The sequence below is a fragment of the Marinomonas posidonica genome, assembly GCF_043643765.1.
Taxonomy (GTDB): Bacteria; Pseudomonadota; Gammaproteobacteria; order Pseudomonadales; family Marinomonadaceae; genus Marinomonas; species Marinomonas posidonica_A.
Genome location: NZ_JBHZSP010000002.1, coordinates 260,585 through 281,421 on the forward strand (window position 1 = coordinate 260,585; position 20,837 = coordinate 281,421).

24 protein-coding genes and 1 riboswitch are annotated in these 20,837 nt (G+C 43.6%); of the genes, 6 read left to right on the forward strand and 18 right to left on the reverse strand.

Annotated features, from left to right (window positions below; genetic code table 11):
• The 4 genes from thiS to rsmI all read right to left on the reverse strand — a co-directional run bounded on the left by thiS (position 1) and on the right by rsmI (position 4,996).
• On the reverse strand, positions 1-198 hold the full coding sequence (thiS, locus tag ACHUFM_RS03280; protein ID WP_394179528.1) for a sulfur carrier protein ThiS: 198 nt from the start codon (positions 196-198) through the stop codon (positions 1-3).
• Complete coding sequence (thiE, locus tag ACHUFM_RS03285; RefSeq protein ID WP_394179530.1) at positions 182-1,702, reverse strand: thiamine phosphate synthase; 1,521 nt, start codon at positions 1,700-1,702, stop codon at positions 182-184. Before thiE ends, thiS begins: the two co-directional genes overlap by 17 nt.
• Positions 1,703-1,718: 16 nt before the next feature.
• The gene (gene thiC / locus ACHUFM_RS03290) at positions 1,719-3,761 is read right to left on the reverse strand and encodes a phosphomethylpyrimidine synthase ThiC (protein ID WP_394179532.1); all 2,043 of its coding nucleotides are present in this window, start codon (positions 3,759-3,761) and stop codon (positions 1,719-1,721) included.
• 185 nt (positions 3,762-3,946) lie between these two features.
• Positions 3,947-4,051: riboswitch (TPP riboswitch) on the reverse strand.
• A gap of 81 nt (positions 4,052-4,132) precedes the next feature.
• On the reverse strand, positions 4,133-4,996 hold the full coding sequence (gene rsmI / locus ACHUFM_RS03295) for a 16S rRNA (cytidine(1402)-2'-O)-methyltransferase (RefSeq protein ID WP_113874644.1): 864 nt from the start codon (positions 4,994-4,996) through the stop codon (positions 4,133-4,135).
• A 112-nt stretch (positions 4,997-5,108) separates the two neighbouring features.
• Here rsmI and ACHUFM_RS03300 point away from each other — a divergent pair, with 112 nt between their 5' ends.
• The 3 genes from ACHUFM_RS03300 to ACHUFM_RS03310 are packed head-to-tail and all read left to right on the forward strand — an operon-like array spanning position 5,109 to position 7,817.
• A complete protein-coding gene (locus ACHUFM_RS03300) occupies positions 5,109-6,884 on the forward strand; it encodes a penicillin-binding protein activator (protein ID WP_394179534.1) in 1,776 nt (591 codons plus the stop codon).
• Positions 6,832-7,218: a YraN family protein gene (locus tag ACHUFM_RS03305; RefSeq protein WP_394179536.1), complete on the forward strand. Its 387-nt coding sequence runs from the start codon at positions 6,832-6,834 to the stop codon at positions 7,216-7,218. Before ACHUFM_RS03300 ends, ACHUFM_RS03305 begins: the two co-directional genes overlap by 53 nt.
• A gap of 5 nt (positions 7,219-7,223) precedes the next feature.
• A complete protein-coding gene (locus ACHUFM_RS03310) occupies positions 7,224-7,817 on the forward strand; it encodes an SIS domain-containing protein (RefSeq protein WP_394179538.1) in 594 nt (197 codons plus the stop codon).
• Between the two features lie 130 nt (positions 7,818-7,947).
• Here the strand turns inward: ACHUFM_RS03310 and ACHUFM_RS03315 are convergent, their stop codons facing one another.
• The 5 genes from ACHUFM_RS03315 to zapE form a co-directional block, all read right to left on the reverse strand.
• Positions 7,948-8,325 (reverse strand): ClpXP protease specificity-enhancing factor, encoded by a 378-nt coding sequence (locus tag ACHUFM_RS03315; RefSeq protein ID WP_394179540.1) that lies wholly within the window; start codon positions 8,323-8,325, stop codon positions 7,948-7,950.
• A gap of 75 nt (positions 8,326-8,400) precedes the next feature.
• A complete protein-coding gene (locus tag ACHUFM_RS03320) occupies positions 8,401-9,033 on the reverse strand; it encodes a glutathione S-transferase N-terminal domain-containing protein (RefSeq protein WP_013796472.1) in 633 nt (210 codons plus the stop codon).
• Positions 9,034-9,275: 242 nt separating this feature from the next.
• Positions 9,276-9,668: a 30S ribosomal protein S9 gene (gene rpsI, locus ACHUFM_RS03325; protein ID WP_063333982.1), complete on the reverse strand. Its 393-nt coding sequence runs from the start codon at positions 9,666-9,668 to the stop codon at positions 9,276-9,278.
• A gap of 14 nt (positions 9,669-9,682) precedes the next feature.
• Complete coding sequence (gene rplM / locus ACHUFM_RS03330; protein WP_013796474.1) at positions 9,683-10,111, reverse strand: 50S ribosomal protein L13; 429 nt, start codon at positions 10,109-10,111, stop codon at positions 9,683-9,685.
• Between the two features lie 154 nt (positions 10,112-10,265).
• Positions 10,266-11,363 (reverse strand): cell division protein ZapE, encoded by a 1,098-nt coding sequence (gene zapE / locus ACHUFM_RS03335; protein WP_394179543.1) that lies wholly within the window; start codon positions 11,361-11,363, stop codon positions 10,266-10,268.
• A 127-nt stretch (positions 11,364-11,490) separates the two neighbouring features.
• Here zapE and ACHUFM_RS03340 point away from each other — a divergent pair, with 127 nt between their 5' ends.
• The gene (locus ACHUFM_RS03340) at positions 11,491-11,937 is read left to right on the forward strand and encodes a Z-ring associated ZapG family protein (protein ID WP_394179545.1); all 447 of its coding nucleotides are present in this window, start codon (positions 11,491-11,493) and stop codon (positions 11,935-11,937) included.
• Between the two features lie 90 nt (positions 11,938-12,027).
• On the opposite strand, the gene ACHUFM_RS03345 is transcribed toward ACHUFM_RS03340, so the two are convergent.
• On the reverse strand, positions 12,028-12,789 hold the full coding sequence (locus ACHUFM_RS03345) for a Nif3-like dinuclear metal center hexameric protein (RefSeq protein WP_394179546.1): 762 nt from the start codon (positions 12,787-12,789) through the stop codon (positions 12,028-12,030).
• 15 nt (positions 12,790-12,804) lie between these two features.
• On the opposite strand from ACHUFM_RS03345, the gene ACHUFM_RS03350 reads away from it, so the two are divergent.
• Positions 12,805-13,863: a S1C family serine protease gene (locus ACHUFM_RS03350; RefSeq protein WP_394179547.1), complete on the forward strand. Its 1,059-nt coding sequence runs from the start codon at positions 12,805-12,807 to the stop codon at positions 13,861-13,863.
• Here ACHUFM_RS03350 and ACHUFM_RS03355 read toward each other — a convergent pair.
• From ACHUFM_RS03355 to ACHUFM_RS03375, 5 genes are read right to left on the reverse strand one after another with little or no spacing between them, the layout of a single operon-like run.
• Entirely contained in the window at positions 13,857-14,414 is a 558-nt protein-coding gene (locus ACHUFM_RS03355; protein ID WP_394179549.1) for an SRPBCC family protein, read from the reverse strand. The two genes, ACHUFM_RS03350 and ACHUFM_RS03355, sit on opposite strands and share 7 nt — an antisense overlap.
• Before the next feature lie 2 nt (positions 14,415-14,416).
• A complete protein-coding gene (gene hisD / locus ACHUFM_RS03360; RefSeq protein WP_394179551.1) occupies positions 14,417-15,724 on the reverse strand; it encodes a histidinol dehydrogenase in 1,308 nt (435 codons plus the stop codon).
• Entirely contained in the window at positions 15,725-16,369 is a 645-nt protein-coding gene (gene hisG / locus ACHUFM_RS03365) for an ATP phosphoribosyltransferase (protein ID WP_394179553.1), read from the reverse strand.
• Between the two features lies 1 nt (position 16,370).
• Positions 16,371-17,633: a UDP-N-acetylglucosamine 1-carboxyvinyltransferase gene (gene murA / locus ACHUFM_RS03370; protein ID WP_113874634.1), complete on the reverse strand. Its 1,263-nt coding sequence runs from the start codon at positions 17,631-17,633 to the stop codon at positions 16,371-16,373.
• A 25-nt stretch (positions 17,634-17,658) separates the two neighbouring features.
• A complete protein-coding gene (locus tag ACHUFM_RS03375; protein ID WP_113874860.1) occupies positions 17,659-17,895 on the reverse strand; it encodes a BolA family protein in 237 nt (78 codons plus the stop codon).
• Between the two features lie 538 nt (positions 17,896-18,433).
• Between ACHUFM_RS03375 and ACHUFM_RS03380 the strand changes: the two genes are divergently transcribed.
• Positions 18,434-19,285, forward strand: coding sequence for an endonuclease I family protein (locus ACHUFM_RS03380; RefSeq protein ID WP_394179556.1), 852 nt, complete (start codon positions 18,434-18,436; stop codon positions 19,283-19,285).
• Positions 19,286-19,346: 61 nt separating this feature from the next.
• Here the strand turns inward: ACHUFM_RS03380 and ACHUFM_RS03385 are convergent, their stop codons facing one another.
• The 3 genes from ACHUFM_RS03385 to ACHUFM_RS03395 all read right to left on the reverse strand — a co-directional run bounded on the left by ACHUFM_RS03385 (position 19,347) and on the right by ACHUFM_RS03395 (position 20,752).
• Positions 19,347-19,697, reverse strand: coding sequence for a hypothetical protein (locus ACHUFM_RS03385; RefSeq protein ID WP_394179558.1), 351 nt, complete (start codon positions 19,695-19,697; stop codon positions 19,347-19,349).
• A gap of 96 nt (positions 19,698-19,793) precedes the next feature.
• Complete coding sequence (locus tag ACHUFM_RS03390; protein WP_394179560.1) at positions 19,794-20,582, reverse strand: outer membrane protein; 789 nt, start codon at positions 20,580-20,582, stop codon at positions 19,794-19,796.
• 32 nt (positions 20,583-20,614) lie between these two features.
• Positions 20,615-20,752 (reverse strand): hypothetical protein, encoded by a 138-nt coding sequence (locus ACHUFM_RS03395; protein ID WP_394179562.1) that lies wholly within the window; start codon positions 20,750-20,752, stop codon positions 20,615-20,617.
• Positions 20,753-20,837 lie beyond the last annotated feature (85 nt).

Sequence of the window (20,837 nt, forward strand, 5' to 3'; positions counted from 1 at the left end):
CTAACCTCCCGCAATGGATTCAAAAATAAACACACGACAAGAAGCGAGTACATCAGTCGTGGCCCAAGCACTACGAGGAATGATGTTTTGATCTATGGCCACCGCCACACCATTAGACTCTTTTTTCAACGTATCAATTAAGTCTTGAACATAACGACCATCAAACTCGAACGGTTTGTCATTAAGATATATTTTCATTTCCGACCTCTTTTGATTGCGCAAACTGCTCTATCAGAAAACGAGTCACTCGTTCAGGCGATTCGGCTAAGGTAATGGCGGTTACCAAAGCCACACTGTTTACTCCTGTGGCCGCAACGGCAGCAAAGCGTTCACAGTTAATCCCGCCAATGGCTACTGTAGGGTAATGACCTTTGAGTAAATTGACATAATGCTGCAGACGCTTAAGTCCCTGAGGTTGCGATGTCATTTGTTTTGTTTGGGTGGGATAGATATGCCCCAGCGCAATATAACTAGGCTTAAACACCAGAGCTCGAGCAATCTCAAAATAGCCATGCGTACTCACGCCTAAACGCAAACCAGCTTGTTGAATACGTGCTAAGTCAGCTACTAACAAATCTTCCTGCCCTAAGTGCACACCATATGCACCGTATTCAATGGCTTTTTCCCAATAATCATTGATGAACACCTGCGCTTGGTAAGTTTTTCCTAGCAGGATCGCCTGCTGGATTTGCTCTTCGAGTTGAGCTGAATCGGCGTCCTTGATGCGCAATTGGGCAATGCGAACCCCTTGCTTCAACACTCGTTCCAACCAATGAATGGAATCCACAACAGGGTATAACCCCATTGAATCCACATCCATTTCTGCAAATGCCAGCGACTGTCCTAAGCCACTTTCAGCGGTAACAATATTAGGTAAGTTCTCAATTTGCTCCGGCCAACCAGGCCGACCTAATGGCCCGGCTCCTTGCCCTATTTGCACCCCAGTTTTAAGCGCACCGGTAATGTAAGCCTTTGCCATAGTTATCGCATCGTCAGCAAAGTAGTCATACCCCAGAAAACAGGCCAACGCAGTTGATAATGTACAACCTGTGCCACGGGTATTATGGACAGACAATTTGTCGGTTGAAAAACCACACACACTTTCACCTTTAAACCACCAATCTGTCGCCATGGTCGCTTCATGATGACCGCCTTTCAACAACCAAGAAACTTGGTTAACGCCATATTTCTCAGTGATTTGAAAGGCAATTTGGTTGACCGGTTGATGCACCGAAATCTGCGTTAACGCTTCAAATTCCAGTAAGTTTGGTGTGAGATAATCCACATAAGGCAGCATTAGAGTCAGTAACTCTGTGGCCGCCTCACTTTGTTGTAACCGATTACCAGCTTCGCTGCTGGCCGCCATAACCGGATCAAACACAATGCTAATTTCAGGACGTTGCTGTTTTATGTTTGCTAACCACTTACTACACGCGACAACCAACTCATAATTAGGCAACAAACTCACCTTAATGGCTTGCGGCCACACATCATCCAACAGCGTGTGCCATTGCGCATCAAACATCGCCACGCTAACGGGCTCAACTGAATCAACAATTTTAGAATTTTGCGCTGTGACACAGGTCACGATCGATTGCACATGACATCCCAGATCTTGCCCTGTTCGTAAGTCGGCTTGCAATCCTGCGTGTGCCGACGAGTCAGACCCGCCAACACACCAAATAACAGGAGGTTTTGACATTATCTCACCTCCTACTTTAAGGTTGCTCTGTTTCAAGGTCCGTTGTTGAACCCGTTTTACTTGCCACTGACACCTCATCTGTTGACGATTCAGCCAATAAATTTGAATCAAATTTATCTGTCGTCAGATACACATCGCTGCCTAAATCACGAAATTGTTCAGACATTTTTTGCATGCCCGCAATCGGGTTATCCTCTTCTATGGACACTAAATCAATGGCATTCGCTTCTAATCCCGCCGCATAATCACGAACTTCTTGAGTAATCTTCATCGAACAGAATTTTGGACCACACATAGAGCAGAAATGCGCCACTTTACCTGATGCTTGAGGCAAGGTTTCATCGTGATAAGCACGCGCGGTTTCTGGGTCAAGAGACAAATTAAATTGATCTTCCCAGCGGAATTCAAAACGCGCCTTCGAAAGCGCATTATCGCGAATCTGTGCGCCTGGATGACCTTTGGCAAGGTCCGCGGCATGAGCAGCAATTTTATAGGTAATCAAGCCCTGCTTTACGTCTTCCTTGTTCGGCAAACCTAAGTGCTCTTTCGGCGTCACGTAACACAACATGGCACAACCGTACCAACCGATCTGAGCAGCACCAATACCAGAGGTAATGTGGTCATAACCCGGGGCAATATCTTGTGTTAATGGTCCCAAAGTATAAAAAGGTGCTTCATGACAATGTTCTAACTGCTCCGTCATATTCTGCTCAATTAACTGCATCGGCACATGCCCTGGCCCTTCAATCATGACTTGAACATCGTACTCCCAAGCCACTTTTGTTAACTCTCCTAAGGTTCTCAATTCCGACATTTGTGCTTCGTCGTTGGCGTCCATGATAGACCCAGGACGCAGGCCATCTCCTAATGACAGCGCCACATCGTATGCCGCACAAATCTCACAAATTTCACGGAAGCGCTCATACAAAAAACTCTCCGTATGATGCGCCAAACACCATTTAGCCATAATCGAACCGCCACGAGACACAATGCCAGTCAGGCGCTTCGCCGTCAGTGGGACATAACGCAACAAAACCCCAGCGTGGATTGTGAAGTAATCCACACCCTGCTCCGCCTGTTCAATCAAGGTGTCACGAAAAACCTCCCAGTTTAGGTTTTCAGCAATGCCATCGACTTTTTCCAACGCCTGATAAATCGGTACAGTACCAATAGGGACAGGGGAATTTCGTAAAATCCATTCGCGGGTTTCGTGTATGTTTTTCCCCGTGGACAAGTCCATTACCGTATCCGCGCCCCAACGAGTCGACCAAACCAGTTTTTCCACTTCTTCCTCAATGGAAGACGTCACCGCCGAATTACCAATATTGGCATTCACTTTAACCAAGAAATTACGGCCGATGATCATCGGCTCAGATTCTGGGTGGTTAATGTTATTAGGGATAATGGCACGACCTCTTGCCACCTCGTCTCGCACAAACTCTGGTGTAATCTTATCTTGTAGGTTGGCCCCAAAACTTTGACCTGGGTGCTGCTTAAGAAGCAACTCACTCTTAATGGCTTGCAAGTTTTGATTTTCACGAATCGCAATGTATTCCATCTCAGGGGTGATTATTCCCTTTTTGGCATAGTGCATTTGAGTCACACATTGACCAGACTTAGCACGGCGTATTTTGGGTAAATGCTGGAACCTCAGTTCATCCAACTTACCATCGTCTAATCGAGATTGAGTAAAGCTTGAACTAACCACGGAAAGGGTTTCTGTGTCATTACGCTCTTCAATCCAATTGGCTCGTAATGGATTGATCCCCTGATGAACATCGATTTCTTCTTGTGGATCGCCGTAAGGCCCTGAACAATCGTATACAAAAATGGCTTCGTTTGGTTCAAACGTCAGTTTGTCAGGGTCCGAACCGATCGGCGTGTCGGTGAGATTGATTTTACGCATTGGCACACGTACACCATCTCGCTTACCATCTAGATAAATACGTTCCGAAGCTGGAAAAGGCGTGGCTTGAAGTGACTCGATAAAGGCTTTTGCAGCCAAACGAGACTCTTCGCGTGACTGCTTGTTTGGTTTTTTGTTGTTGTGACTAGACATGAGCATTTCCCTTTTTAATAACGTGAGAATTGCTTGTCTGGGGTGCTGTTTATCCTAACGAACTGATTTAGACATCAGACTAGGCAAACATGGAATCCTGAAATGATAGAATTGAAATAGACGAGTGACTGGCTGCATCGAAAACAATTCAACAAAACAGGAGTTCATTCGATGCAGATAAGAAAAAGTATGACTTTCTTGTTTCCTACGCGGGTATCAACCCGATCAGGTTCTGCGGATCCCGCATTCAATTATGCGATCTCAGCCAAATGGCACTCCGACAAGTAATCATGAGTATACTTAATCAAACGTCCTTGTAAACCCAGTTTTTAATCTTGAAAGTTAAATGGGTAAGGCTACAACAACATAACTCAGTCCTGCTGCATCTCTAACGCCATTTTATAAAGTTGATTCTTTTTCCCGCCAGTGAATTTGGCGGCAATCGAAGCCGCCTGCTTTAAAGGCAAAGATTCTTCTAACAACAAAGCCAACACTCGACGAGCTTCCTGCAGTGATTCATCTTCTTCTGGCAAAGATAAATTCAGCATCACCACAAACTCGCCTTTCATCTGATTCGCATCTTCATCAAACTGCTGCAGAATTTGACTAGGCGAACCAGATAAAAAAGTTTCAAATGTTTTAGTAATTTCACGAGCTAACACTAAGTTGGCTTGATCACCATATACGGCCTCAAGATCGCTAATAGAATCATAAATTCGGTGCGTCGATTCGTAGAAAACAACGGTGCCAGCTTGCTTCGCCCAAGCAGCAAACACATCACGACGGGCTTTACTCTTTGCCGGCACAAAACCGGCGAAGAAAAACTGATCCGTTGGTAAACCAGACGCACACAAAGCCGCCACCACAGCACACGAACCAGGAACAGGCACAACTTTATGCCCTAATGCTCTTAAGCTTGATACCAAGTGGTAACCTGGATCCGAGATCAATGGTGTACCTGCATCCGATACTAGGGCGAGGTTTTTACCTTCTGATAGTAAACTGGCAACGTACTCTGCTTTGTCTTTTTCATTGTGATCGTGTACAGAAAATAACTTAGCCTCAATGCCAAAATGGTTCAATAATCGACGGGTGTGTCGAGTGTCTTCTGCCGCGATATAGTCTACATTGCGTAAAGTTTCTTCTGCTCTTTTGGTAAAGTCGTCTAGATTGCCTATTGGTGTCGCAACTATATACAGCGACCCTCTCACTTCATCCGAAGTATGTGATACCATGATGCCTCTTTCATTTGTCATTTTTAAGATTATGAGCCTATATAATTACCGCATCATATCATTAACCCTCTGCTCTTTTCTGCTGGCGGCCTGTAATTCCGCGAATTTAAATATGCCGCAACAAAACGCCACACGAGTGCAGCAAAATACCGCTGATCAAGAACGCACTTTACCGCCTAGCATTTACCAACCGAAAAAGGCCTTGAGCTCAGATCAAGGCATTCGTGATGCCCTACAGCAAGCTCAAAATAATTATGATAATGGCAATTATATTCAAGCTATTTCTATTCTAGAAAAAACTGTTTTAGGCAAAAAATCATCGGTTCAATTTGACGCGTTTCTCTTAGCGGCAAACATCAACGCTCAGTTAGACAATGCTCTAGACGCCTTCGATCAACTGAATAAAGCCGAACTACTGCCCGTTACTCGTCATCCAGACAAACAAAATGCACTCCAACAAACACGCGCCAGCATTTTAGAACATTTTGGCAATTGGCTTGAAGCCGTCAAACTAAGAATGGCGTTAAGTTATAGCCTGCCACTTGATGAAGGCGAATCCAATCAAGCAAAACTTTGGCTTGCCGTTCAAAACCTGACACAAAATGAAATTGATAGCCTGTATCAAGAACAACAGCCAATCCTGAATGGCTGGCTAACCATCAGTAATATTTTACGCGACCAGTCTCTATCCATTGAGCAACAGTTAGCCTACTACCAAAACTGGCAACAAGAAAACGCCAACCATCCAGCAGCAATTACCCCGCCACAAGACTTTCAGATCATGGCGTCCGTTGAAGAAATGGCACCGGAAAAAGTCGTGTTAATGTTACCAATGACAGGTAAATTAAAACGTGCCTCACAAGCCATTGTCGACGGTTTTTTTGCCACCTACTACAACCAAAAAGAAAAGCGCCCACAGGTTAATATCGTCGATGTAGATCAGTTCAATGACATTAGCGATGCCCTACAAGCCGCCAATGACATGACCCCTGATATTATTATTGGGCCACTGCAGAAAAATAACGTGGCACAAATCAGTCGCCTTCACTTGCCATACCCAGTCATTGCCCTAAACCAATTAGACTTTAATAAAGCCGCTAACAATCTGTTTCATTTTTCGCTCAACGCGGAAGACGAAATTCATGAGTTGATTAGCTTTGCCAAACAAGAAGGCGCAACCAAAGCCGCGGTATTAAGCACTCAAGATACTTGGGCACTGAAACAGAACGATGAGTTCACTCAAGCGGCCGAACAAGAGCACGTTACCATTACCTCAACCCAATCTTACGCTAACACCCCACAGGGGCGTCAGAATGCCGTACAAAAACTACTATTAATCAACGAAAGTACGTCGCGCCGTAGATCTGTTGAAAAATGGACTGGCAGCAAGGTTGAGAGCATCGCCCGACCAAGACAAGATTTAGATTACGTTTTTTATGTTGGCAAGCTTGATGACGCCAAACAAATTCGACCGTTATTGGACTTCTATTTCGCAGATTCCGTCCCGATGTTAGCCACAAGCAGCCTAAACGACAGCGCGCCAGACAAAAATGGCAAAGCGGAAGACATTGAGCGTATATTGTTTACGGAATTGCCAGCTCTAGCGTCCAATAAAAAGACAGCCAGTGCCCTGCCCGCTAACCCAGGGTCAAACATTTTACGTCGTCTGCAAGCAATGGGCGCAGATTCTTACTTGCTAGCGAACAAATACCAACTGTTTGCTTTGCTAAAAAGCACTAAAATTTCTGCTAACACAGGCATTATCACTATGGATGATAAAGGCGTTTTTCATAAGCGCCCTGAGATAATGACCTACCGAAGAGGGAACTTGGTTTATGCGCGCAGTAAGCAGTTTTTTCAAAACGAAGAAAGCAGTAGCAAAGAATAACGGACAAAAAGCCGAACAAGCCGCTGAAGCCTTTTTGTGTCGCCAAGGATTAACCTTTGTAGAACGTAATTTCTATTGTCGAACTGGCGAAATAGATTTGATTTTTCTTGACCAGCAAACCTATGTGTTTGTCGAGGTGAGGTTCCGAGCAGCCCCTACTCATGGGGCAGCCGCGGAAAGCCTAACCCCCTCAAAGTTAATGAAAATTCGCAAAAGCGCAGCCCTATGGCTACAAAAAAACAACAAAATCGACAACTCCAGTCGTTTTGATGCCGTACTATTTGATATAAAAATTGACCATAAACATTTAACTTGGCTTAAAGCAGTATTTTAATCACTATGGATTTTCAAGAAGCAATTTACACGCAGTTTGCACAAAGTTTTGAAGCTCAACAGCAGGCACTGGAAAGCCTCCCTCCCTACATTGAACATGCTGGAAAAGTCATTTTTAACAGCATTGCATCGGGCGGCAAAATCATTTGCATTGGCAACAGCACAGGTTCACATTTGGCGCAGTACTTCAGCACCTTAATGTTGGATAAGATGGACAGAGAACGACCAGGACTGCCTGCCATTAATCTAAGCGGTGAAGGCTCTTCAATTCTAGCGATCACTCATAATGACAGCTATCACGATGTTTTCTCCAAGCAAATTACAGCGCTTGGCAACCCAGGCGACATTCTCTTTGTGATTGCCAACCGAGGCAACACTTCCCCCATCATTCAAGCCATCCAAGCGGCACACGAGCGAAAAATGAGCGTTGTGGCCTTAACCAGCCCAGAAGCCAAAAACATTTCCTCTTTGACATCACAAGATGACACTGAAATTAAGGTCAATTTATTAGGGACAGCAAGAGTCCATGAATGCCAAATCACCGTCATTCATACACTTGTGGACTTACTAGAAAGACAACTCTTTGGCTATGAAGACTGATAGCCAAAACAAATCTAAATGACTAAGATGCCCACAGTAACGCGATCAGTTTATTGGCTACTTAGTCGACAACTCAAGAAAAGGCTTACGAAGAAAAGCCCTTAATGTCATAACATCAAGGGCTGAATAATCACTTAACTACTTTTAATTGGAAGCCTTTTGGTGGTGTCGGTGGAGTTGGTGTTGGCTCTTGTTCAAATTCTTCATCTGGAAACACAAACCCATCACCATTTTCTTTTGCATACAGCGCCATCGCCGCTTTCATTGGCACGTAAACTTGCATCGGTTTGCCACTAAAACGCGCCTCAAATGATACAGCGTCTTTGTCCATATTAAGATGGCGAACCGCACTCATACTGATGTTTAGTACAATTTGACCATCTTTCACAAACTCAGTTGGAACGACAACGTTTTCCTGTTCTGCATCCACCAATAAGTATGGTGTCATTTCATTATCTGCCACCCAAGAATAAGCGGCATTCAATAAGTAAGATCGTTTAGGAATCATCTCTTTTACCCTTTTTACGAATAAAAAAAAGGAGCAGTAAAGCCCCTTTCTTTTACATTTAGATCATCAAATGGCTTAGTCTAAGCGCATTTCTTGCTCTGCTTCAGAAAGGCTTTCTTGGAAAGACTCACGAGCAAAAACAAGATCCATGTATTTATGCAGCGATTTAGCTTGCTCTTTAGGGATATCAACACCTAAAGCCGGTAAACGCCATAAAATCGGTGCTAAGCAGCAATCTACAATCGTGAACTCTTCGCTCATGAAGTAAGGCTTTTCATCAAAAATTGGCGAAACACTGATTAAACCTTCACGTAGCTCTTTTTGTGCTTGAGCAACGGCTTCTTTGTCTTTACTCGACAAAATTAGGTCGACCAATTTAGCCCAATCACGCTGGATACGATACATGTATAAACGACTTTCAGCACGAGCAACTGGGTATACTGGTAATAATGGTGGATGAGGAAAACGCTCGTCCAAATATTCCATCATGACATTTGGCTCATACAACACCAAATCACGATCGACTAAAGCTGGAAGTTCATTATACGGATTCACATCTGCCAATTCGTCTGGCTTGTTAAACGGGTCTACATCAATGATATCCACTGTTACGGCTTTTTCTGCCAATACGATACGCACGCGATGGCTGTAATGATCTTCTCCATCAGAAAAGAACGTCATTGAGGAGCGCTTTGCAATAACACCCATGTCTAACCCCTATATTGAAGACTTCAAAACCCTCTTAAAGAAGAGGACAAATAAACCAAATTGATGGAGTGGCCAGCGATAAACAGACACTCTCACCAAAAATATGCCCTATTCTACCATCTTTTAAATGCTTTTTCTGTGAAAAATCATTTTGTTACAAGATTGCCGACAACGCATATTTAAAACAAAAAAAACGCTTGGCGTAATCACCAAGCGTTTTAATACAGATTCTAAAGCGAATATTAACGCTTAGAGAACTGAGGACGACGACGTGCTTTACGAAGGCCGACTTTCTTACGCTCAACTTCACGAGAGTCACGAGTTACGTAACCAGCAGAACGTAGAGAACGACGAAGAGTTTCATCGTATTGCATTAGCGCACGTGTGATACCATGACGGATCGCACCAGCTTGACCAGAAATACCACCACCTTTAACAGTGATGTATACGTCAAATTTTTCAGTTGCTTCAACAAGCTCAAGAGGCTGACGAACAACCATGCGAGCAGTTTCACGACCGAAGTACTGATCGATAGAACGGTTGTTGATAACTAGGTTACCAGAACCGGCTTTTAGGAACACACGAGCGGTAGACGTTTTACGACGACCTGTACCGTAGTATTGAGTAGCTGACATAATGATCTTCCGTATTAAATGTTAAGTTCTTGAGGCTGTTGAGCAGCATGTGGATGCTCAGTACCAGCGTATACTTTCATTTTCTTGTGCATTGCACGGCCCAATGGACCTTTTGGCAACATACCTTTTACGGCGATTTCAAGAACGCGCTCTGGAGCGTGATCAATCAACTTCTCGAAATTCATAGAACGCAAGCCGCCTGGGTAACCAGTATGGCGGTAGTATTGTTTAGCTGCAGCTTTGTTACCTGTAACGTGAACTTTCTCAGCATTGATAACAACGATGTAATCACCAGTGTCAACATGAGGAGTGTATTCAGCTTTATGCTTACCGCGTAGACGGCGAGCAATTTCGGTCGCCAAACGACCAAGAGTTTTGCCTTCAGCATCAACCACGAACCAGTCGCGACGTACTTCAGCAGGTTTAGCAGTAAAAGTTTTCATCAAAAAAACCCTATCAATACGCGTGCTTATAACACGCTATACCTATTATTATTGGTTGGCCGATCTTATTCAGATCAATCAACGTACACTTACCTTTTAAAAAGGCGAGCGAAGTATACAGCATTTCTAACACATAAGAAAGCCGTAATCGCCATTACGGGCGGTGTTCAAGGGATAAATATTCTTCAGATTGCATTTCCAGTAAACGACTGATCGTTCGGTCATATTCAAATTTCAAGCGCGTCCCTTGATAAATGTCTATGATGGCCACTTCTGCGGAAAATATCACTTTAACGTGGCGATCATAAAACTCATCAACCAAGTTAATAAAACGTCTTGCCAAGTCATCGCGAGCGGCATCCATTTGTGGCAAACCGGAAATGATTACTGTGGTATAAAGTCGAGCGATTTCAATGTAATCAACCTGACTTCGAGGACCATCACACAAGGCATTAATATCAAACCAAGCCAAATCTTCACAGCTTCTTAATAAAGGTATGTCACGCCCTTCAATCTCAACGCTACCACCTTCTACAATATGTGAAGCATCGGTAATCAGGCTCATAAACCTTTCATTCAATTGATCAGCGGATTCATCATTGAGCGGGTAATGGTATAATTTAGCTTGTTTTAGTGTCCTTAGACGATAATCGACGCCACCATCAACATTCATCACCTTGGTATATTGCTTCACCAAATCAATGGCTGGCAGGAATCGTGCTCGCTGCAAGCCGTTTTTATACAAACCATCAGGCTCTATGTTGGAAGTAGCGACCAAGCTAGTGCCGTTTTTAAATAACTCTTCTAACAAACCAGCCAAGATCATCGCATCGGTAATGTCTGTCACGAAAAATTCATCGAAACACAGCACCTGAGCTTTATCGGAAATTTGCTTACCCACGATTTCTAACGGGTTTTTAACATCATTTAACTTTCTAAGCTCTTGATGAACCATCTGCATAAAGCGATGGAAGTGCAACCGCAACTTTTTCTCAGTCGGTAAGCAGTCAAAAAACGTATCCATCAAGTAGGTCTTACCGCGACCTACCCCACCCCAAAAATACAATCCTTGCTCAACTTGCAGCTGTTTCTTTTTCTTAAACATGCCGAACAAACCTGTTGATTCAGGCTCTTGCTTAGCAAGCAGTCGATCAAATAAATCTTGTAAGGCTTCTACGGCTTCTTCTTGTGCTGGATCGTAATGAAAATCTTCGCGCTTGAGGTCTTCTTTATAACGTGTGATTGGTGTCATGTCAGTCTTTCGTATGAATAAGTGAATTACATGCATTCTAACAAATTGTAACTTAAACAACACCTCTCATCCTGTTACGCTTTTCCCTATATAAGCTATAATGGAAATATGTTTTAAGGAGAGAGTTATGAATTTAGAAGAATTCAATGTCATTGTTTTTATTACAGGTATTATTGTTGGGGGTATCGCAACCTACTCAATAAAGAATCTGCTCGCTAAGAGCAATATCAAGCAACCAGACTCAACAGGCAATCTGGTTACCATGAAGTCTCTACAACAGGAACTTGATAATAAACAAGTCATTATTGATAACTTCTTTGCAGACAGTAATGAGCAAATAATCATGGTTGAAAAACGTCTTGCTGAACTAAAAAACAATCTAGCCAGCAATGCTTCACAACTAAGCAATGTCAAAATTGATTCGGCTCCAACAAGCCAATCCAATGATGAAAACATCCCTGCGGAACCACCTAGAGATTACGCTCTTAAACAAGCGCAAGATCAAGGCATGTTGAGCGAAGCATTTGGCCTTAAAGAACCAGACATTGAGCTTGAACCCAAGCGTGGTATCTAAACCTCACAGTGGCTTTAACCAGCATCACTGAATCTCATAAAAAAACGGGCCATTCACATAGCCCGTTTTTTTATGAAGAAAAGGATCTTTTTAAGCTGGATTATCAATATCGATAAATATGGCTTCCAGTCCAGATTGCTCCGACAAGAATTTGGCCATAGACTGGGCGCCAAAACGCTCTGTCGCGTGATGACCAGCAGCAACAAAATGAATGCCCATCTCTCTAGCAATATGAATCGTTTGCTCCGATACTTCCCCAGTGATATACACATCTGCACCAACATTAATCGCTTGCTCAATATACCCCTGCGCACCACCAGTACACAAAGCGACTCGCTTAATCGGCTTTTCAGACACACGCTCAAACAGCACACTTCTCTGCACCGCTTGCTCAACCAGCAACTGAAAGGAATCCAGAGACATCTCTTTCTCCAGCGTACCCACTAAACCAATGGATTCCTCTAGGGGCACACCTGACTGCAAACTTTCGCGAGATGTAAGACCTAAAGCCGTCGCCAAACCGGCATTGTTACCAAATTCTACATGCGCATCTAATGGCAGATGATAGCCATACAAATTAATGTCATTCTTAATTAAGGTTGAAATACGGCGATACTTCATACCTACAATCTCAGGCGCTTCATTTTTCCAAAAGTAACCGTGATGAACAAAAATCGCATCAGCCTGCCAAGCGACAGCCGCCTCGATCAAAGCCTGGTTGGCCGTAACCCCCGTCACAATGCGCTTAATTTGGTTTTTTCCTTCAACCTGCAAGCCGTTTGGCGCATAATCTTTAAAACGACTTGGCCTTAGCGTCCGATTCAGCAATAATTCAAATTCACTGCGTAACAAAGCAACCCCTTATCAATGATGAAGCTAAAAATTTACTGGATGCCCACTATTATCGCCATTCTATTAGGCGCTTGTATAGGTCTGACCACGCTACTCATCCAAGACAATCGTAAAAGCCAACGTCCTTTTAGTTTTGCAGACATTGTCAAAGCCACCACACCTTCCGTGGTCAGCATATATAGCCAGAAATTTACAAAACGTCACTGGACTGACAAAACCGCCACTACACAAACCACCAGCTTAGGTTCTGGCGTGATCATTACCCCTGATGGCTTCATCCTCACCAATCATCACGTGATCCAAAATGCCCAAAGCATCACCGTTGCCCTAAACGATGAAAGACGACTCGCCGCCGATTTAATCGGCTCCGACCCCTCAACCGATTTGGCCGTTCTAAAAATACAACTTAATGATTTGCCAAGCATACAAATCGGCCAGAGCGAAACAGTACAAATAGGCGATCAGATCTTAGCCATAGGCAATCCATTTGGCATAGGTCAAACTGTTACCTCAGGCATCATTAGTGCCAAAGGCCGCAACAGTATCGGCTTAAATACATACGAAAACTTTCTACAAACAGACGCCGCTATCAACCCTGGAAATTCAGGTGGCGCTTTGGTTAACATGCAAGGTGAATTAATCGGCATTAGCTCTGCCATTTACTCGAGTTCTGGCGGCTCACAAGGCATTGGCTTTGCCACACCAATTGATGATGCTATGAGTGTTATGCAGGACATTATTGCTCATGGCGAGGTTATTCGCGGCTATTTAGGAATGGAAGCACAAAAGATTACTCACAATCTTGCTAATAATTTAGCCCTGCCATCAGAATACGGCTTACTTGTGAGTGACATCACCAATGAAAGTCCAGCAGACAAAGCGGGCATTGAAGTGGGTGACATCATTCTAGAAATCAATCAAACCCCAAGCAGAGATCCGATTCAAATAAAAAGACTCATTGCCTCCCTGAAACCGGGCACCAGCATTTCATTACTTGGATTAAGAGGACGGCAATCTTACCAAACGAAGATCACCTTAGATAAACAGCCTGCGATGCAAAGAATCACTTATTGAATCTGATTCTCCACCAGATTTTTCAGTTTCTGCAAGCTAATTTCAAAATTCTTACCTGCCATGTCATTTGCAAACAAAGCGAGATAAGGACCGATAAATCCTGCGTCTAAATCCCCTTCAATCTGCCAAATCACTTGAGTACCTTGCGACACAGACAAGAAACGAATCTGATTCTGTACCAAGTTAACGTTTGGCTTAGGGCGAACATCAAAAGTGAATAGTGAAGGCCCGACGGACAATAAAGTGAGGGCGCCCTGGTCAGCCTTATCTTGATAGTCTATGGCAACACTTTGGCCGACCGACAATTCACCTTGAGAATCTCGCAGTCGTCCATTTTGCACATGCATCCACAAAGGCAAATTACGGCCATCCAAAGCCACATCAAGAATATTCGCAGCAGAGGCATCAATCACCACACTGCGTTCAACTCGATAGTCTGTTGGTAGGAAAAATCCTGCTCCCACCAACAATAAAATGACTAACGCCAAAATTCGCGTGACACGGCGAATTGAATAAATCGCATTAGAATGACCGTGACTTTTGCCCAGCATGATTAATCCTTAAGAATACGGTATTCAGCCGACATAGCATGCGCTTCCAATGACTCACCACGAGCTAAAGGTGATGCTATTTTAGCCAACTCACTCGCACCCTGAGGCGAACAATTAATCAAAGAACTGCGTTTTTGAAAGTCATACACACCCAATGGAGAAGAAAAACGCGCGGTACCAGAGGTCGGCAACACGTGGTTCGGCCCTGCACAATAGTCACCTAGTGCTTCCGGCGTATGACGCCCCATGAAAATGGCCCCTGCATGTCGAATTTTTTCCGCCCATTTTTCTGGCTCATCAACCGACAATTCCAAATGCTCAGCCGCCACTAGATTGGCAATGTCCATCGCCTCTTCCATATCAGCCACATGGATCAAAGCAGCACGACCTTCTAAAGACACTTTAATGATGTCTTTTCGGCTTTGAGACTCAATCAAGGTCTCCATAGATTGTTTAACTTGCTGAATGTAATCCGCATCAGGCGAGATCAAAATCGATTGTGCATCTTCATCATGTTCAGCTTGCGAGAACAAATCCATTGCAATCCAATCAGGATCCGTTTTGCCGTCACATACCACCAAGATTTCAGATGGCCCAGCAATCATATCAATGCCCACCGCACCAAATACCATGCGCTTAGCTGTCGCCACATAAATATTGCCAGGACCGACAATCTTATCGACTTTAGGGATGGTTTCCGTGCCGTAAGCCAATGCGGCAACCGCTTGCGCACCACCAACGGTAAAGACTCGATCCACACCGGCAATATAGGCAGCCGCCAAAACGATGTCATTCACAAAGCCATCAGGCGTCGGTACCACCATGATAATCTCACCAACACCCGCCACTTTTGCCGGCATCACATTCATTAAGACAGAAGATGGGTAGGCGGCCTTACCACCAGGAACATAAACCCCAACTCGATCTAATGGCGTCACTTTTTGACCCAGCACCGTGCCATTGGCCTCTTGGTACTGCCAAGAAGGTTGCTTTTGTCGCTCGTGATAATCATGCACTCGTTGCGCTGCTGCTTCTAGACTAGCCACCAGCTCATCACTGACACGCAATTTCGCTTCCGCTAACTGCTCACGCGAAATTTCCAATTCACTTGCAGCGCTAACATCACGACGATCAAAACGGTTTGTAAATTCAACAACCGCGTCATCGCCACGCTGTCTAACCTGCGTGACGATATCGGTAACGGCTTGCTGAACGCCAGCATCAGAGACAGAATCCCAGGCCAGCAAAGTTTCAAGCTCTGCACGAAAGTCTACAGAGCTCGAAGAAAACTCTCGTATATTCAGTTTCAACTATTTACCCTCGTTTTCTTCTACAGCCTTTCTCAACATTTCAAGAATCGGCTCAATCTCAGCGTATTTGGTTTTATAAGCCGCTTTATTCACGACCAAACGCGTACTAATGGGCGCAATCAAATCTCTCGCTTCCAGACCATTTGCTTTCAAAGTATTGCCTGTATCCACAATGTCCACGATTAAATCAGCCAAGCCCATAATAGGGGCCAATTCCATCGCGCCATACAGCTTGATTACATCCGCTTGAATGCCTTGTTCAGCAAAATAGGCTTTTGCTGTTTTGGAGAATTTGGAAGCCACTTTCAAACGGCGTGTTGGCAAGGATTGCCCCACCACACCCGCAGTCATTAAACGACACTTAGAGATCTTTAGATCAAGTAGCTCATATAAATTTTTGGTGCCAGCCTCCATTAAAACATCTTTACCAGCCACACCAAAATCAGCTACGCCATGCTCTACATAAGTGGGCACATCCGTAGCACGAAGAATCACTAATTTAATGTGTTCGTGATTGGTATCGAAAATCAGCTTACGACTTTTACTGATATCTTCAGCAGGAATGATGTTGGCTTTTTCCAACAAAGGTAAGGTTTCACCTAAAATACGCCCTTTTGAAAGGGCGATGGTTAATGCTTTGCTCATATTAATTTAAAACTCGTGAAATTTTTGCACCCAAAGCACCGAACTTTTCTTCGATACATTCATAGCCACGGTCAATGTGATAAATACGGTCTATTTTCGTATCACCTTCCGCCACCAAAGCAGACAATACCAAGCTGGCCGAAGCACGAAGGTCAGTTGCCATAACCGGCGCACCTTTAAGCTTATCGCAGCCTTTAATGATGGCGGTATTCCCCATCACTTCGATGTCTGCACCCATTCTCAGCATTTCGTCTACGTGCATAAAACGGTTTTCAAAAATGTTTTCGATGACTCGACCAACACCGGTTGCCACTGAGTTAAGGGCAACAAATTGCGCTTGCATATCGGTTGGGAAAGCCGGATAAGGAGCGGTACTAATATTAACCGCATTTGGTCGACGCCCTTCCATATCCACTTCAATCCAATTTTCGCCACAAGTGACTTTCGCACCCGCTTCTTCTAACTTAGCTAACACCGCTTCTAATGATTTCACATCCGTATCAATCACTTTGACTTTACCGCCCGTGATCGCTGCAGCAACTAGGAAAGTACCGGTTTCAATGCGGTCAGGCATAACAGGGTAAGTTGTGCCATTTAGTGACTCAACACCATCAATCACAATGGTATCTGTTCCGTGACCAGTAATCTTCGCACCCATGGCAATCAAACACTCAGCCAGATCAACCACTTCAGGTTCACGAGCCGCATTTTCCAAGATCGTTTGACCTTCCGCCAAAGTCGCCGCCATTAACAAGTTCTCTGTACCGGTTACCGTGACTTTATCAAAGAAAATACGAGCGCCCTGTAAACGACCGTCTACCGTTGCGACAATGTTACCGCCAGTCACATCAATTTTCGCTCCCATGGCTTCCAAACCACGTAAGTGCAAATCAACTGGGCGACTACCAATGGCACAACCACCAGGCAAGGACACAACAGCGCGACCAAAATGACTCACCAATGGGCCCAACACCAAGATAGAAGCACGCATGGTTTTCACCAATTCATAAGGCGCTTCACAATTGTTAAGTGTTGAAATATCCAGTTGCACACTCATTTTTTCATCCACTACTACACCACAACCCATGGAACCTAACAGTTCCAACATGGTCGTAATGTCGTGCAAGTGAGGCAAATTCTTTATGGTAATCAAATCTTTAGTTAACAAGGTCGCCGCCAAAATAGGTAACGCGGCATTTTTAGCACCTGAAGCTCGTACAACACCATTTAAGGGCGATCCACCCGTAATTAAAAGCTTATCCATACAATCAATCTCTTATAATATTTTTTTACAGCTTACTGGCTTGTTCAGGCGTGTAAGTTTTCATGGTAACGGCGTGAATAGCACCACTGGCAATAGCATCTTGTAAATGGGAATAAACTAGCTGCTGCCTCTTCACCGTTGACATGCCTTCGAATTCGCTCGACACGACAACTACTCTAAAATTACAACCCTCTCCTTCTGCAAGAACTTCACTCTCACGGATAGAAGATTCCAAAAGTGCTTTTACTTCACCTGCGTTCACAGTCGCTCCAATCATAAATTGTTCTATAATGACGATATTCTACCCTAGTCACGCCAACTTCTTAACACCCTCTCACGATTCAATTAACAAAAAAGCACTTGTTTTCTAACATTTTATCGATTGATGACGCTTCTTTCTCATTTCAAATGGCGATACGCACTTTATTTCACGGTGTCCAAATATAAGTTAGGCTAACGGTACTTTCTGTCGAGGCCTAGTCTCTCACGATTGTAGAATCATGACTATTGCCTTGTTTCATTGGGGCATTCGTAATCCAGCGAATCGCTTTCGCAACAAGTTAACCTCTCGTTTTATTCACGTTTCCTAAAAAGCTACTCTCAACGAGAATGATCCATTCAATCAAAACGAAGCATCGTCACACCCCCCCCCTTCACCTCTCAGTTCATACACATCAATAACTTATTAATTTTCAAATAGATAGGTTTTAAGAAAATAACAAAACGTTGCAATTCCTCTCATAAAAGACACCCGCTACTCACCTACAATCCAGCCAAATCTTCAAAGCAAGGGGCGGGTTATGTTGCGTAGTGTGTTTGTGTTTCTTATCTTCTTTTCAGCCTATGTGTCAGCAGGCTATTATGATGGCACCGAAGGATTAACCGGTGAAGCATTAAAAGCCAAACTCCACACCATCATAGATGGCCAAAAAGCCCTCAAATACACAACGAGTGGCAATACAGATTGGTACGATGGTGTAAAAATGGATGTGTGGGAAGCACTGGTTTACACCGACTCCGCTTGCCCAGATGAAACGCCAAAATGCGGTTTAGTACAACTGTTGTACTTAGATGACGTAAGGCACATGGACCAAGCAAACCGAGGGAAAAGCAAAAACGATTCATGGGATCGTGAACACGTGTGGCCAAAATCCCGTGGTTTCAAAAAACAAAGCCAAGACGGCTACACAGATTTGCACCACCTGCGCCCTGCTGACCGCAACATAAATGGTGCACACAGCAACTATGGCTACGATAACGGTGGCAAACCAGTCTATGACAAGCTGGTCGATGGCAGCCAAGTCTTATCTGGTGCCTATCTAGACAAAGCCAATGAATCCTTCGAACCAACAGACAGAGCAAAAGGCCAAATCGCTCGCATGCTTTTTTACATGGCAGTTCGCTACGAAAAAGGTGACAGCGCCTCACCAGAGAACATGCCTGATTTAATTATATTAGACAGCAACGAAAAACAAAGCGGACAGCCTTCCATCGGCGACTTGTGCACGTTGCTTGAATGGCATGAAAAGTTTGCCGTAACCCACTTTGAAAAACGTCGAAATAATAGAGTAGAAGAACTACAAGGTAATCGAAATCCCTTTATCGATCATCCTGAGTTTGCGGATGCGATATGGGCGAGTAAATGTTCGTGATATCTGATAATAGAAGTCAGATGAAGATATATCGCTAATTTTCATCTGACCACAAATTTCATTATTTATTCGCCCACTCATCTTGATCTAAACTTGGCGCAATAATCCTTCTATTAAACACACCATGACAAACGGAAAACAGCAACAATGTTATTAAAATAGGCTTCAAAGAGCCACTCGCGAGGACATATGCTAATGTTGCACCAATAATAAATGCCCAATTATAATTCGCTTTTCGAGCTGAAAAAGCACCTTGAATAACTGCCCATAACACAAAAATAGCAAAGCCAATAATGGCAAGTGAACCAGTACCATTTGCAGCCTCAACACCATGATAAGCAAGACTTTCAACAATAATAAAAATAATAAAACCGAATAAGAACCATAACGCCTTAATTAAATGCCCTTTCATAACAACTCTTAAATCCTATAAAAATTTGAATCTAGTATAAGGTCATATTTAATTTATCTTTATAATTCATCAAAAACAGCAACGGAAGCCTACTCGTTAAAACTGCTTAATTACTGAGAAGCGAACGTTTTGCGAAACAAAACTTGAGTCATAATGAATGTCGTCAGTAGCACCATCCTTATCTATATCCCCATCCCCGTCGAGAATATCTGAGTAATTACTGTAGACATAATCAGCACGAACCATCCAGCTATCGGAAATAGCGTAGTCAGCACCAATACTGACAGAAAGCCCTACTGAAGTTTGTTCATCTGTAAATAGATAATCTATACCAGATACGTAGGTGTCTGTATAACGATGTGTTGTCTTGAAGCGTCCTATTGTTGGGCCAGCAGAAACATAAAGTAAGAAATCACCATTTATGTAACCGATTTTAGGTCGAATACTCAAAGAAAAGTCTGTTTCGACCGTTGTTTTCGTTGTGAACGTCGAGCCTGGCTGAGTATCGTAGGCTACATTGGAAGCTGTTTCTGACATTGCAGACGTTGGGCCTGTAAGATCCGCCTCAACACCATAAACAAGATTACCTGACCGAATGTTATATCCCAGCAATAATGAACCAACTATGCTGCTGTCTTTTATTTTTCGCTGCAAAATAGGGTTAATCTGTTCTTTATCTGAGCCAGATGGTTCCTCTGAAAAATACCCAGCATGCTCAATTGCTGTATCAGGGCTAGCTGAGCCAGACAAAATACCTAAAGACAAACCGGCATAAAAACCTTCCCAGTTTGATTCAGAGCTGTTATTGGATTCTGCGAAAACCATCGTATTACCACACCCAATGACAGCTATACTAACGATAGAACGCTTTAAAATATTATTCATACTTCTACTTGCCTCCTTTAATAGTATAAATATTATGTGGGTAAAACACTGAAAATGCCATCATTGAAATGGCACTTTAAATCAGCGTTATTGATGCGCTGCAAACCCTCGTATAGCTTGCCTTCGCTGAGCGAAAACACAAAACCACCGAGCGACATCATCTGACACATGATTACTCCTTAGATAAAAATGGAAGGACAGAAACGAAAAAGCCCATCGCGGGATGGGGCTTGGGGGTGTTTGGTTTGGTTTTTT

Bases quoted from the DNA above. Each gene is read 5' to 3' on its own strand.
- ACHUFM_RS03310 (WP_394179538.1), top strand. From the start codon at position 7,224: ATGGATTTTCAAGAAGCAATTTACACGCAGTTTGCACAAAGTTTTGAA.
- ACHUFM_RS03315 (WP_394179540.1), bottom strand. From the start codon at position 8,325: ATGATTCCTAAACGATCTTACTTATTGAATGCCGCTTATTCTTGGGTG.
- hisG (WP_394179553.1), bottom strand. From the start codon at position 16,369: ATGAGCAAAGCATTAACCATCGCCCTTTCAAAAGGGCGTATTTTAGGT.
- ACHUFM_RS03300 (WP_394179534.1), top strand. From the start codon at position 5,109: ATGCCGCAACAAAACGCCACACGAGTGCAGCAAAATACCGCTGATCAA.
- rplM (WP_013796474.1), bottom strand. From the start codon at position 10,111: ATGAAAACTTTTACTGCTAAACCTGCTGAAGTACGTCGCGACTGGTTC.
- murA (WP_113874634.1), bottom strand. From the start codon at position 17,633: ATGGATAAGCTTTTAATTACGGGTGGATCGCCCTTAAATGGTGTTGTA.
- ACHUFM_RS03340 (WP_394179545.1), top strand. From the start codon at position 11,491: ATGAATTTAGAAGAATTCAATGTCATTGTTTTTATTACAGGTATTATT.
- thiE (WP_394179530.1), bottom strand. From the start codon at position 1,702: ATGTCAAAACCTCCTGTTATTTGGTGTGTTGGCGGGTCTGACTCGTCG.
- zapE (WP_394179543.1), bottom strand. From the start codon at position 11,363: ATGACACCAATCACACGTTATAAAGAAGACCTCAAGCGCGAAGATTTT.
- thiC (WP_394179532.1), bottom strand. From the start codon at position 3,761: ATGTCTAGTCACAACAACAAAAAACCAAACAAGCAGTCACGCGAAGAG.
- ACHUFM_RS03355 (WP_394179549.1), bottom strand. From the start codon at position 14,414: ATGCTGGGCAAAAGTCACGGTCATTCTAATGCGATTTATTCAATTCGC.
- ACHUFM_RS03385 (WP_394179558.1), bottom strand. From the start codon at position 19,697: ATGAAAGGGCATTTAATTAAGGCGTTATGGTTCTTATTCGGTTTTATT.
- ACHUFM_RS03305 (WP_394179536.1), top strand. From the start codon at position 6,832: ATGCGCGCAGTAAGCAGTTTTTTCAAAACGAAGAAAGCAGTAGCAAAG.
- ACHUFM_RS03350 (WP_394179547.1), top strand. From the start codon at position 12,805: ATGATGAAGCTAAAAATTTACTGGATGCCCACTATTATCGCCATTCTA.
- ACHUFM_RS03320 (WP_013796472.1), bottom strand. From the start codon at position 9,033: ATGGGTGTTATTGCAAAGCGCTCCTCAATGACGTTCTTTTCTGATGGA.
- thiS (WP_394179528.1), bottom strand. From the start codon at position 198: ATGAAAATATATCTTAATGACAAACCGTTCGAGTTTGATGGTCGTTAT.
- rsmI (WP_113874644.1), bottom strand. From the start codon at position 4,996: ATGGTATCACATACTTCGGATGAAGTGAGAGGGTCGCTGTATATAGTT.
- ACHUFM_RS03380 (WP_394179556.1), top strand. From the start codon at position 18,434: ATGTTGCGTAGTGTGTTTGTGTTTCTTATCTTCTTTTCAGCCTATGTG.
- rpsI (WP_063333982.1), bottom strand. From the start codon at position 9,668: ATGTCAGCTACTCAATACTACGGTACAGGTCGTCGTAAAACGTCTACC.
- ACHUFM_RS03395 (WP_394179562.1), bottom strand. From the start codon at position 20,752: ATGTGTCAGATGATGTCGCTCGGTGGTTTTGTGTTTTCGCTCAGCGAA.
- ACHUFM_RS03390 (WP_394179560.1), bottom strand. From the start codon at position 20,582: ATGAATAATATTTTAAAGCGTTCTATCGTTAGTATAGCTGTCATTGGG.